Source organism: Streptomyces sp. NPDC048290, assembly GCF_040652095.1.
In the GTDB taxonomy this organism is placed as follows: domain Bacteria; phylum Actinomycetota; class Actinomycetes; order Streptomycetales; family Streptomycetaceae; genus Streptomyces.
In genome coordinates this window covers 129,408-141,691 of the sequence record NZ_JBEZLM010000027.1, presented here as the reverse complement: position 1 = coordinate 141,691, position 12,284 = coordinate 129,408, and the positions used below count along the sequence as shown (strand labels likewise).

Sequence of the window (12,284 nt, the reverse complement as noted above, 5' to 3'; positions counted from 1 at the left end):
GCACGCCTTCTACCTCCAGTACAAGAACCAGAAGGTCGACTTCATCGACGCCATGTGGGCCGTCGTCAACTGGCAGGACGTCGCCAAGCGCTACGAGGCCGCGAAGTCCCGGGCGAACGTGCTGCTGCTGGCTCCCTGAGCCCTCTGTGAACGCCCTGCCTCGTGATCGTCTTCTCACCTTTCACCGGGCAGGCGGATGAGAGAAGGCCCCCGCGAGGACGTGACTCGCGGGGGCCTTCCCTGTGGCACGGTCAGTCGACACCGCGCAGATAGATTCTCGCCCGGTGCCCGTCCAGCGGGGCGACGGTGACCTCCAGGGAGTCCAGCTCCCCGGCGCAGGGCGCGCACACCGGCCCGGCGGTGACCCCGTCGAGCGTCTCGGGCTCGGGCAGCCCCAGCCGCGCGAACGGCGTCACCGGCCGGTACTCCCCGGAGGGATGGGCCGCCACCGCCCGCTCCACGAGCGGCTCCTCGGGCTCCAGCCCGGCGACGAACCGGTCCGCGACCGCCCGGGGCACCACGAACGCCAGCAGCAGCCCGTCCCCCTGGAACCCCCGCTGCCGGGCCGCCGCCCGCGCGGTCGCCCCGGCGGGCACGGTGACGCCCAGCACCCGGGCCACCTCGTCGAAGCGGACCCCGTCCGCCCAGTAGGGCACCTGCTGCCGCCCGGCGTCCCCGGCCGGGTCCCCCTCACCACATCCGGTCAGCGCGAGGACGACGGCCAGGGCGGCGCCCCGAAGAGTGCGGCTCATCGTGCGGCGGCCGGGGTCACAGGTTGCTGAAGTCCGGGCCCTTCGTGCGGGTGCGCTTCAGTTCGTAGAAGCCGGGGACCGAGGCCACGGCGAGGGTGCCGTCCCAGAGGCGGGCCGCCTGGTCGCCCTGGGGGGTGGGGGTGACGACCGGGCCGAAGAAGGCGACCTCGGTGCCGTCGGGGCCGGGGACCGCGATCACCGGGGTGCCGACCTCCTGGCCGACCTTCTCGATGCCCTCCTTGTGGGAGGCGCGCAGCTCCGTGTCGTACGTGTCCTGGTCCATGTGGTCGATCAGGTCGGCGGGCAGACCGGCGTCGGCGAGGGCGGCGGCGATGCTGTCGCGGCTCGGGCCGAGGCCCTGGTTGTGGAAGCGGGTGCCGAGGGCGGTGTAGAGCTTGCCGACGGCCTCGTCGCCGTGGAGCTGCTGGGCGGCGATCACCACGCGGACCGGGGCCCAGGTGATGCCGCCGGGGCGCATGTGCTCCGCGTACGACGCGGGCAGTTCGTCGAGGCGGTCCTCGTTGAGGACCGCCAGGCTCATCACATGCCAGCGGACCTCGATGTCACGTACCTTCTCCACCTCCAGGACCCAGCGGGAGGTCATCCAGGCCCAGGGGCACACCGGGTCGAACCAGAAGTCGACGGGGGTCCTGGTGGTGGGGGACGTGGCCTGGGACGTGGTCTCGGACATGGCTCTCCCTAGGAAGGACGGTCTACACCGGCCGCAACACCAGCTTCCACCGCCGCATTCCCGGGTACCCCCGGTCAGGGGCGCATGGCAGGATCGGTCCTGACCGAATAACGAACACCAGCCGAGGAGTGCCGCCCGTGCCCGGTGAGAACCTGACCCGTGACGAGGCCCGGGAGCGGGCCGCCCTGCTGTCCGTCGACGGGTATGAGGTGGCGCTCGACCTGCGTTCCGCGCTGGGTGAGCACACCGGGGAGGGGCCGCGTACCTTCCGCTCGGTGACCACGATCCGCTTCCGCTGTGCCGAGCCGGGCGCGGCCAGCTTCGCCGATCTGCTCGCCCCGGCGGTCACCGCCGTCTCCCTCAACGGGCGTGACCTGGACCCGGCCGAGGTCTTCGACGGGACCCGGATCGTGCTGGAGGACCTCGCCGCCGACAACGAGCTGGTGGTGGACGCCCGGTGCGCCTACTCCCGTACCGGCGAGGGGCTGCACCGGTTCGTCGATCCCGAGGACGGCGAGGTGTATCTGTACACCCAGTACGAGCCCGCCGACTCCCGCCGGGTCTTCGCCAACTTCGAGCAGCCCGACCTGAAGGGTCCGTTCCGGTTCGAGGTGCGGGCGCCCGAGGGCTGGACGGTGTGGAGCAACGGCGCCGGGACGCTCACCGACGGGGTGTGGCGGTTCGCGGAGACCCGGCCCATCTCGACGTACATCACCTGTGTCGTGGCCGGCCCCTATCACTATGTGACCGACTCCTACGAGCGGGTCCTCGACGACGGGACGAAGCTGGAGATCCCGCTCGGCGCGATGTGCCGCAAGGGGCTCGCGCCCTACTTCGACGCGGACGACGTCTTCCTGATCACCAAGCAGGGTCTCGACTTCTTCCACGACCACTTCGACTACCCGTACCCGTTCGGCAAGTACGACCAGGCGTTCGTGCCCGAGTACAACCTCGGGGCGATGGAGAACCCGGGGATGGTGACGTTCCGCGAGGAGTACATCTTCCGCGGGAAGGTCACCCGGGCGTCGTACGAGGGCCGGGCCAACGTCATCCTGCATGAGATGGCGCACATGTGGTTCGGCGACCTGGTCACCATGGAGTGGTGGGACGACCTGTGGCTGAAGGAGTCCTTCGCGGACTTCATGGGCGCGTTCTCGCTGGTCGGCGCCACCCGGTTCACCGACGGCTGGATCACCTTCGCCAACCGGCGCAAGGCGTGGGCGTACCGCGCCGACCAGCTCCCGTCCACCCACCCGGTCACCGCCGACATCCGCGACCTCCAGGACGCCAAGCTCAACTTCGACGGCATCACCTACGCCAAGGGCGCCTCGGTGCTCAAGCAACTGGTGGCGTACGTCGGCCAGGACGCCTTCCTGGAGGGCGCCCGCCGCTACTTCAAGCGGCACGCCTACGGCAACACCCGCCTCGGTGATCTGCTGTCGGTACTGGAGGAGACCAGCGGACGGGACATGGGCGCCTGGTCCGCGGCCTGGCTCCAGACCGCCGGGGTCAACTCCCTCACCCCGCAGACCCTGCTCGCCGCCGACGGGCGGATCGAGGAACTGGCGGTGGTGCAGGAGGCGCCCGAGTCGCATCCGCGGCTGCGTCCGCACCGGGTGGCGATCGGGCTGTACCGGACCGGACCGGACGGCACGCTGGAGCGGTACGCCCGCGCCGAGACCGACGTGGACGGTCCGCGTACGGTCGTCACCGAGCTGGCCGGTGCGGAGGCGCCCGCGCTGGTGCTGGTCAACGACGACGATCTGACCTACTGCAAGATCCGCTTCGACGACACCTCGCTGGCCACCCTGCGGGACTCGCTGGGCGCCATGACCGACCCGCTGGCACGGGCGCTGTGCTGGACCGCGCTGTGGAACATGACCCGGGACGCGCTGCTGCCCGCCCGGGAGTTCGTCGCCCTGGTGCTGCGGTTCGCGGGGCGGGAGAGCGACATCGGCGTGCTCCAGATGCTGCACGCCTGGGCGCAGTCGGCGCTGGTCCACTACGCGGCGCCGGGTTGGCGGGCCGAGGGTACGGCGCTGTTCGCCAAGGGCGCGCTGCGGGAGCTGCGGGAGGCCGAGCCGGGCAGTGAGCACCAGCTCGCCTGGGCGCGCTGCTTCGCCGCGGTGGCCTCCGGCGAGGGGGAGCTGCGGTTCCTGCGCGGGCTGCTCGACGGGGGCGAGAAGGTCGACGGTCTTGAGGTCGACCAGGAGCTGCGGTGGGCGTTCCTGGAGCCGCTCACCGTGCATGGGGTGGTCGGGGAGCGGGAGCTGGCCGCGGAGCTGGCCCGTGACGACACGGCGTCCGGGAAGCGGCATCAGGTGCGGTGCCTCGCGGCTCGGCCGTCGGAGGCGGTGAAGGCGCAGGCGTGGGCGCGGGTCGTGGAGTCCGACGCGCTGTCCAACGCGCATGTGGAGGCGACGATCGCGGGGTTCGGGCAGCCGGCTCAGCGGGCGTTGCTCGCGCCGTATGCCGTGAAGTACTTCGGTGCGATCGAGCGGGTGTGGGCGGAGCGGTCCATTCAGATCGGGGTGGATGTGGTGGCGGGGTTGTTCCCGGGGCTGGTGGATTCTGCGGAGACGCTGGCGCTTGCCGATCGGTGGCTGGAGGAGCGGGCGTCTGCGGCTCCTGCGTTGCGGCGGCTGGTGCTTGAGGCTCGGGATGATCTGGCTCGGGGGCTTCGGGGGCAGGCGTGTGACGGGGGCGTGGAGGGGTGATGCGGTTCGGTGCCGGGTGCGGGTGGGTGGGGGCTGGTCGCGCAGTTCCCCGCGCCCCTAAAAGCCTCGGTCCGCCCCTGCGTTAATGCCGAACGGGAGTGTGACGTGGGTCGTTGTCGGGTGCGGGTGGGTGGGGGCTTGTCGCGCAGTTCCCCGCGCCCCTAAAGGCGTCCGCCCGCCCCGGTGTTGTTACTGAAACCCTGTCATACGAGCCGTAACCCCTGGTGGCTTCTCCGGCGACCAGGGGTTTTCGGCATCCGAACACTCGTCCTTTAGGGCTGGGTTGTCCTGGTTTGCCGACGGGTGTGTAACACAGGTTAAGAAGGGGAGCGGCGGTGGGAATTTTCCGGGCATGAACCACGACACCCCCCGCACCCCTTCCCAGGTCTCCCCCGCCTCTCCCCTCGCTCCCCGCCCGCTGGGCCAGTTGGACGCCACCCGGCGCCGGGTGCTGACGGCGGGGCAGTTGCGGGCGCACGGGGTCTCCACCGCCGAGGTCAATGAGCAGTGCCGGGGCGGGGGCGCCTGGCGCCAGCTGCTGCCCGGGGTCTATCTGCTGCACCCGGGGCCGCCGACCAGCGAGGAGCGGCTGCACGCGGTGCTGATGTACGCCTCGCGCGAGCCCGTACCGGCGGTGCCCGCGCAGCCGGGGGCCGGACAGGGGGCGCAGCCCGCCGCGGTCTACTCCGAGGTGATGATCACCGGGCTGGCGGCACTCAATCTGCACGGGTTCGGCTCCGCGCCGCCGCTGCTGTCGCTGGAGCACCTCGATGTGCTGGTCTCCCGGACGCGGCGGCTGCGCTCCACGGGCAGCGCCCGGATCGTACGGGCCGCCGCGCTGCCGACGCCCCAGCAGCGCACCGGGCTGCCGGTCGCGCCCGTGCCGAGGGCGCTGGCGGACGCGGTGGCGCAGGCGTCGGACGCGGCGCTGGTGCGGCGGCTGCTGACCGAGGCGGTGCGCGGCGGGTACTGCGAGCCGGGCGCGGTGGTGCGGGAGCTGAACCAGGCCAAGCTGCTGGACCGGCCGCATGTCGTGGACGCGGTGGACTCGCTGCTCGCGGAGGGGCGGGCGGTCGCGGAGGAGCGGCTGTACCGGATGGTGCGGGAGGCGGGGCTGCCGGACCCGCTGTGGAACGTCGATCTGCGGCTGCCGGGCGGGCCGCACCTCGGCGGCATCGACGCGTTCTGGCCGGACCAGTCGGTCGCGGTCGAGCTGGACACCCGGGCGCCCCGGCAGGGCGATCCGGCGGACGAGGACGCGCTGTGGTCGGAGTACGCCCGTAAGCGCGAGCATCTGGAGCGGCTCGGGATCACCGTCGTGCACATCACCCCGCGCAAGCTGCGCGACGCGGTGGAGCAGCAGGCGACGGTGGTGCGTACGGCGCTGATGACCGCCGGGGAGCGGGAGCCGGCCGCGTATGTGGTGGTCCTGCCGAGATGAGGTGCCGGGTGCCGGGTGCCGGGGTGGTCGTCCGCCCCGGCATCCGGCGTTCCTGGGGTCAGTCGCCGCAGTACTCGGCGTCGAGGATCGCCTGGCTGTCGCCGGTCCAGTCGGCGTTCAGGTTGAGGGCGATGCTGTGCCTGCCGTCGGTGGTGGTGCGGGACTCCGAGCCGGAGCCGTGGATACCGCCGCCGTGGCCCCAGACGGTGGTGCCGCAGGACAGGGTCTCCTTCATCAGACCCAGCCCGTAGGTGGCGTTGGGCACGCCGGGCGCGACGACCGTGGTCTTCATCTCCTTGAGCTGCTTCGGCGGGAGCAGCCTGCCGCGCAGCAGGGCGCTCATGAACCGGTTGAGGTCGTCGTTGTCGGAGACCATCTCACCGGCGGCGCCGGCCGCGGACGGGTTGAAGACGGTGACGTCGTAGGAGGGGCCCTCGGCGGTCTCGGCGAGCTTGGAGTAGGCACGGCTGTGCGGGGTGCCGAGGGTGGGTCGGCCCGCCGGGACGAAGGTGTCGTCCAGGCCGAGGGGCTCGATGACGCGGTCCTCGACGGCGTCGCCGTAGGGGCGGCCGGTGATCTTCTCGATGACCATCCCGGCCAGGATGTAGTTGGTGTTGGAGTAGCTCCAGGACGTGCCCGGCGCGAAGGTGGGCTCGTGCCGCATGGCGACCGCCACCAGTTCCCCGGGGCTGAAGGTGCGGTAGCGGTTGCGGTCGAAGCCCTCCTTGAGGAAGATCTCGCGGGCGAAGGGCTCGTCCCCGGTGTAGTTGAAGATGCCGCTGGTGTGGTTGAGGAGCTGGCGGAGGGTGATCTTCCGTCCGTCGTGGCCGTTGCCCCGGACCACGCCCGGGAGCCACTTCTCGACCTTGTCGTCCAGGGAGAGCCGGCCCTCGGCCTCCAGTTGCAGCAGGACGGTCGCCACGAAGGTCTTGGTGATGCTGCCGATGCGGTAGCGGTCGTCGGCGGAGCGCGGGGCGCCCGTCCTCACATTGCCGACCCCCTCGGTGGCCCGCCAGGTGCCCTTGGCGTCGCGGGCGGTGGCCGTCACGCCGGGCACCCCGAGCTGGACGTTGGCGCGCATCGCGTCGCGGGTCGCGCCGTGGCCGTGGTCCTTGCCGGACGGTGCCGCGAACGCGGGCACGGCCAGGGCCAGCGACATCGTCGCCGCGGTGGCAGCCACCAGGGTCGCCCGTGCACGTACGGTCATGTCGTTCCCCCTTCTCGCCCGCGCGCCGTCGCACGCCGGGCCATGGTTCGGTCGAGGGCGAAGACCTGGGGGCTCGTGGGGAGGTTGCTCGCCCTGTGGTGGTTGAGTGACTTTCGGCCGTCTTCGGGGCGGGGTCCGGCGGGGAGCCGAGGGGGGCACGCACCCAGCCGTGTCGGCGGGGTGGTGGGGGCGCCGGGGGTACCCCCTCTGGCGGGAGGAACCGCGCGCATCGGTGCCCCGCACGGCAAGATCGAACACAGGTCGGTACGACCCCGGTCCTCCGCGTCCCTGGGGGTGCCTCTCCAGGGGAGGAACCGCGCGGTCGGCCCCCGCCCGCCCACCCCCAGCCGAACAATCACCCCAACCCCCACAACCCCCACCCAAACCCATCGCGGGTTTTCCCCATTTCGTCGGCAGGTTCCGGTCAACTCTCCCCAAACAACCGTCCCTTGCGAAAGGCTGGGCGGTCGTCAGGAACCGCATTCCGGACGCCTTCGGCCAGGCCCGGTCCAGCCCGATCACCCCGGCCGCAGATCCCCGTTGCTTCTCCTCCAAGGGATGCCAATGACCCAGACCCCCGAGAGCGGATCGATACCCGGCGCGAGACCCGGCGCAGGACGCACCACGCGACGCACCACGCGACGCACCGCGCGGATCGCCGTCGCCGCCGGTCTCGTCGCCGCGCTGGCCGCCGCCGGTCCGATACCCGCAGCCGTCGCCGCCGACCCCCAGCCCGCGCCCGCCCCCGCGGACCCCGCCGTCAAGCCCGCCGACGACAAGCTGGGCTCCAACGACGCCGAACTGCTCGCCGAGGCCAAGGCCGGCGGCGACAAGACCGTCACCCTGATGGTCGCCACCGCCCCCGGCGCCACCGAGCAGGTGGCCGGCCAGCTCGACGCCCTCGACGGCGCCCTGGTCGGCAAGCGCTACGACCAGCTCGGCTACGTCCGCGCCACCGTCCCCACCGGCCGGGCGGACGCCGCCATCGCCGCCGCCGCGAAGCTCTCCTCCGTGCAGGCGATCGATCTGCGCGAGGAGATCCCGCTGGAGGACCCGCGCCCCGACGCCGGTGCCACCCAGAAGGGCGCGAAGGCCACCATCCCCTACGCCGCGCCGGACAAGCGGACGCCCGCGGAGAACCCGTACAACCCGTCGTTCGAGACCGGGGCCGTGGACTTCGTGGAGGACCACCCCAAGGCGGACGGCCGGGGGGTCACCATCGGCATCCTGGACTCGGGTGTGGACCTCGGCCACCCGGCGCTCCAGCGCACCACCACCGGTGAGCGCAAGATCGTGGACTGGGTGACCGCCACCGACCCGGTGGTGGACGGCGACGCCACCTGGCGCCGGATGACCGCCGCGTTCGACGGCCCCAGCTTCACCGTCACCGCCCCGACCGGCGCCCGGGAGACCTTCACCACCCCCGCGGGCGCCTTCAAGTTCAACTACTTCTCCGAGTCCGCCACCCTCGGCGGCGACATGGCCGGAGACCTCAACCGCGACGGCGACCGCACGGACGTCTGGGGCGTGCTCTACGACCCGGCCGCCAAAACCGTCCGCGTCGACCTCGACGACGATCTCGACTTCACCGACGAGACGCCGCTGAAGCCGTACAAGGACGGCTTCCAGATCGGCTACTTCGGCACCGACAACCCGGCGACCGAGATCGCCGAGCGGATCCCGTTCGTGGTCGAGATCCGCAAGGACGTCGTCTACAACCCGGGCACCGGCGCCAAGGCCGACTACGTCAGCATCGGGGTCATCGAGGGCGCCCACGGCTCCCACGTGGCCGGCATCACCGCCGCGAACGGGCTGTTCGGCGGCAAGATGAACGGCGCCGCGCCCGGCGCCAAGCTGGTCTCCTCGCGGGCCTGCACCTGGACCGGCGGCTGCACCAACATGGCGCTGACCGAGGGCATGATCGACCTCGTCGTCAACCGCGGCGTGGACATCGTCAACATGTCCATCGGCGGCCTCCCGGCGCTCAACGACGGCAACAACGTGCGCTCCGCGCTCTACACCCGGCTCATCGACGAGTACGGCGTCCAGCTGGTGATCTCCGCGGGCAACGACGGCCCCGGCGTCAACACCATCAGCGACCCGGCCCTCGCCGACAAGGCGATCTCGGTCGGCGCCACCATCTCCAAGGAGACCTGGGCCGCCAACTACGGCTCCCAGGTGGAGAAGCGGTACGCCATGATGCCGTTCTCCTCGCGCGGCCCCCGGGAGGACGGCGGCTTCACGCCGACCCTGTCCGCGCCCGGCGCCGCCATCAACACCACCCAGACCTGGTCGCCCGGCAGCCCGGTCGCCGAGTCCGGCTACAGCCTGCCGCCCGGCTACTCCATGCTCCAGGGCACCTCGATGGCCTCCCCGCAGGCCACCGGCGCCGCCGCCCTGCTGCTGAGCGCCGCCAAGCAGCGCGGGATCGAGCTGACCCCGGCGACCCTGCGCACCGCCCTGACCTCCACCGCCGACCACATCAAGGGTGTGCAGGCGTACGAGGAGGGCGCGGGCCTGATCAACATCGAGGACGCCTGGGACTCGATCCGCGACGGGGCGACCGCGCATGAGTACACGGTCAAGGCTCCGGTGGACACCGCCATCGACCAGTTCCTCGCGACCCCCGGCTTCGGCACCGGCCTCTACGACCGTGAGGGCGGCCTCAAGGCCGGGCAGAAGAAGACGTACGACATCACGCTGACCCGGACCACCGGTGCGGACAAGGCGCTGCGGCACGAGCTGCACTTCGAGAACAACGCGGAGGGCACCTTCAGGATCGTCGGCTCGGACGAGGTGAAGCTGCCGCTGAACCAGCCGGTGACGGTCAAGGTGCAGGCCGCGCCGAAGTCGGCCGGGGTCAAGAGCGCGATCCTGGAGGTCGACGACCCGCGCACCGAGGGCATCGACCGTCAGGTGCTGAGCACGGTCGTGGCCGCCAAGCCCGCGAACTACACCTTCGCCGCGTCCGGCTCGGTCCAGCGCAACAGCCACACCTCGTACTTCGTCACCGTGCCCGAGGGCGCCAAGACGCTGGAGGTGGCGATCGGCGGGCTGAAGGACAAGAGCCAGACCCGGTTCATCACCCTCCACCCGTACGGCGTCCCGCTGGACGAGACGTCCACGCCGTACTGCTACAACAACTACCTCAACGGCAACGGCTGCCGCCCGGACGCGCGCTCGTACGCCAACCCGGCGCCGGGTGTCTGGGAGATCGAGGTCGAGTCGCGCCGCACCTCGCCGCACCTCGACAACCCGTACCAGCTGGACGTCACGGTCCTCGGGGCGGACTTCGCGCCGGAGACGGTGACCCTGCCCGAGATCAAGGCCGGCACCCCGGCGCCGGTCTCCTGGACGGTCACCAACAAGAAGGCGCCGATCGACGGCAAGCTGGCGGGCGGCCCGCTGGGCTCCTCGCTGTCGGAGCGGGCCACCATCGCGCACGGTGACGCGGTGCCGTTCGAGATCGTCGTCCCGGCGGGCGCGTCCCGGCTGGACGTGTCGATCGGCAACACCTCCGACGCGGGCGCCGACCTGGACCTCTATCTGCTGGACGCGAGCGGGGCCGTGGTCGCGCAGGCCGCCGACGGCGACTCCGAGGAGGCCGTCTCGGTCGCCAACCCGGCGCCCGGCACGTACTACGCGCAGGTCGACGGCTACTCGGTACCGTCCGGCAGCACCGCCTACGACTACCTCGACGTGTTCTTCTCCCCGGCGCTCGGCTCGGTCTCCGTGGACGAGTCCGCGCCGGTGAAGCTCGGCACGGGGCAGTCCGCGCCGGTCTCGGCCACGGTCACCGCCGTGGCCCCGGCCCCGGCCGGACGGGCGTTCTTCGGCGAGGTCAGGCTGGTCACCCCGCGCGGCACCACCGCGGGCGCGGGCAGTGTGGCGATCGGCACGGTCACTCCGTAGGACACGGGGTGCTCCGGCCGTAGCCGGTGCGAGCGGGCGGGCGTTCCCTGGGGGGCGCCCGCCCTTCCGTGTCCCTGCCCGGTCCCTGCCCGGTCCCTGCCCGGTCCTACTCGCAGGGCGGGGCCGAGGGTCCGGCGAGGGCGTCGGCGACCTCCGCCGCCGCCCAGCGGACGTCCGGCTCGCCGACCGCCAGCACATCGGCGTCGGCGCCGCCGGACGGGACGGCGATCAGCGCCCGGTCCCCCACACCGAGCGCGGGCTCGGTCCCCCGGTCCCGCTCGAAGACGAGCCGCGGCTCGTCCTCCCCGGCCGGTTTGTAGAAGGTGCCCACCTCCAGCGTGATCCGCTCCCGCCCGGCCGCCGCGCCGCTCAACGCCCGTACGGCGGTGATCTCACCCTCGGCCACCAGGTCCATACAGGCCAGATAGGTGGGGTCGGCGGCGGCCTCGGACACCCGTGCGTCCTTCTGAGCGCCCTCGTCCGCGGCGCTGCCACTGCTCACCGAGTCGTCGGCCCCGTACGGGCCGCCCACCACCGCCAGCCAGCCCAGCCCGGCCACCATCAGGGCGGCGCAGGCCGCGGCGAGCACGCCCACGGCGACGGCGAGGCGGCTGCGGCGCGGGCGCGGCGGGGCGAGGCGGGGGGCCTCCGGTACCGGTTCCGGCTCCGGTGCGGTCAGGGCGTCGGCGATCAGGCCCAGCTGTTCGCGCAGGACGCGGACGTCGGCGCTCGCCTCGGCGTACTCGGCCAGGTAGGCGGCGTCCGCGCGGGCGGGCCCGGACGGGGGCTCGTCCATGAGTACGGCGAGCAGCGGGTCCAGGTCCGGTTCATGTTCCAGGGCGTCGTACGGCTCGTCCCGTGCGTCCCGTGCGTCGCGGCCGTCGTAGCCGTCGTGTTCGACGGACACGTCACACCACCTCGTCCTCGTGCAGCCGGGCGCGCAGGGCCCGGACCGCGGTGTGCAGCCTGCTCTTGACCGTGCCCTCGGGGACCCCGAGCTGCTCGGCTATCCCGCGCACCGGGAGATCCGCGTAGAACCGCAGGACCAGTACCTGGCGCTGGGCGTCGGGCAGGTCGTCCAGGCCGCGCGCGACGGCGAGGGAGAGCAGCCGGGACTCCTCCGCCGACGGGAGCGCCGGTTCGCGCAGCGCGGCGAGGCGCTCCCCGAGCCGTTCCTGACGGCGTTTGGCGCGGTGCCAGTCCATCGCGAGGTTGGAGGCGACGACGGCCGCCCAGGCGGAGACGTCCCTCGGTGCGTCACGGCCGCTGGCCGCGCGTTCCAGCAGCCGCAGGCGGACCTGCTGCACCCCGTCCGGCAGGTCCGCCTGCGGCACTCCGCCGAGCGCGAGCACCGCCCGCACCCGGCGTTCCTGGGCCGCGTCCAGCGGGTCGTCCGCAGAGCGGTCCGCCCCCTGGCCGCGGCGGGCCGATCTGCGCAGCACAGCCACCCCTCTCCTCGCCGCGTTTCCTCTACGACGCCGGGGCGGGCCGAAACGTTCGCGGAAATCCCGGCGAGTTCCGGACGGGGCTCCTCCCCTTCTTCCGGCTCTCCCGGGTCTCCAGG

The 12,284-nt window shown here is 72.4% G+C and carries 9 protein-coding genes; 4 read left to right on the top strand and 5 right to left on the bottom strand.

Going from position 1 to position 12,284, the window contains the following annotated elements:
- The coding region (locus AB0D49_RS34695) for a Fe-Mn family superoxide dismutase (RefSeq protein ID WP_362765681.1) at positions 1 to 139 on the top strand (139 nt) is incomplete at its 5' end.
- A gap of 112 nt (positions 140 to 251) precedes the next feature.
- On the opposite strand, the gene AB0D49_RS34690 is transcribed toward AB0D49_RS34695, so the two are convergent.
- Together AB0D49_RS34690 and AB0D49_RS34685 are read right to left on the bottom strand one after the other, a co-directional pair.
- Entirely contained in the window at positions 252 to 752 is a 501-nt protein-coding gene (locus AB0D49_RS34690; protein WP_362765658.1) for a hypothetical protein, read from the bottom strand.
- Positions 753 to 768: 16 nt separating this feature from the next.
- Entirely contained in the window at positions 769 to 1,443 is a 675-nt protein-coding gene (locus AB0D49_RS34685) for a DsbA family protein (RefSeq protein WP_362765655.1), read from the bottom strand.
- A gap of 137 nt (positions 1,444 to 1,580) precedes the next feature.
- Here AB0D49_RS34685 and pepN point away from each other — a divergent pair, with 137 nt between their 5' ends.
- On the top strand, positions 1,581 to 4,160 hold the full coding sequence (pepN, locus tag AB0D49_RS34680; RefSeq protein ID WP_362765652.1) for an aminopeptidase N: 2,580 nt from the start codon (positions 1,581 to 1,583) through the stop codon (positions 4,158 to 4,160).
- Positions 4,161 to 4,512: 352 nt separating this feature from the next.
- Positions 4,513 to 5,601: a hypothetical protein gene (locus AB0D49_RS34675; RefSeq protein WP_362765649.1), complete on the top strand. Its 1,089-nt coding sequence runs from the start codon at positions 4,513 to 4,515 to the stop codon at positions 5,599 to 5,601.
- A 58-nt stretch (positions 5,602 to 5,659) separates the two neighbouring features.
- Here AB0D49_RS34675 and AB0D49_RS34670 read toward each other — a convergent pair whose 3' ends face one another.
- Positions 5,660 to 6,808 (bottom strand): serine hydrolase domain-containing protein, encoded by a 1,149-nt coding sequence (locus AB0D49_RS34670; RefSeq protein ID WP_362765645.1) that lies wholly within the window; start codon positions 6,806 to 6,808, stop codon positions 5,660 to 5,662.
- A gap of 564 nt (positions 6,809 to 7,372) precedes the next feature.
- Between AB0D49_RS34670 and AB0D49_RS34665 the strand changes: the two genes are divergently transcribed.
- Positions 7,373 to 10,720 (top strand): S8 family serine peptidase, encoded by a 3,348-nt coding sequence (locus AB0D49_RS34665; protein WP_362765642.1) that lies wholly within the window; start codon positions 7,373 to 7,375, stop codon positions 10,718 to 10,720.
- A gap of 106 nt (positions 10,721 to 10,826) precedes the next feature.
- On the opposite strand, the gene AB0D49_RS34660 is transcribed toward AB0D49_RS34665, so the two are convergent.
- Positions 10,827 to 11,627, bottom strand: a complete 801-nt coding sequence (locus AB0D49_RS34660; RefSeq protein ID WP_362765639.1) for a hypothetical protein — start codon at positions 11,625 to 11,627, stop codon at positions 10,827 to 10,829.
- 1 nt (position 11,628) lies between these two features.
- Positions 11,629 to 12,168 (bottom strand): sigma-70 family RNA polymerase sigma factor, encoded by a 540-nt coding sequence (locus AB0D49_RS34655; protein WP_362765636.1) that lies wholly within the window; start codon positions 12,166 to 12,168, stop codon positions 11,629 to 11,631.
- Positions 12,169 to 12,284: the final 116 nt, after the last annotated feature.

Excerpts from the sequence above, each read along its gene's own strand:
- AB0D49_RS34690 (WP_362765658.1), bottom strand. The coding sequence starts at position 752 with ATGAGCCGCACTCTTCGGGGCGCCGCCCTGGCCGTCGTCCTCGCGCTG.
- AB0D49_RS34685 (WP_362765655.1), bottom strand. The coding sequence starts at position 1,443 with ATGTCCGAGACCACGTCCCAGGCCACGTCCCCCACCACCAGGACCCCC.
- AB0D49_RS34675 (WP_362765649.1), top strand. The coding sequence starts at position 4,513 with ATGAACCACGACACCCCCCGCACCCCTTCCCAGGTCTCCCCCGCCTCT.
- AB0D49_RS34670 (WP_362765645.1), bottom strand. The coding sequence starts at position 6,808 with ATGACCGTACGTGCACGGGCGACCCTGGTGGCTGCCACCGCGGCGACG.
- AB0D49_RS34665 (WP_362765642.1), top strand. The coding sequence starts at position 7,373 with ATGACCCAGACCCCCGAGAGCGGATCGATACCCGGCGCGAGACCCGGC.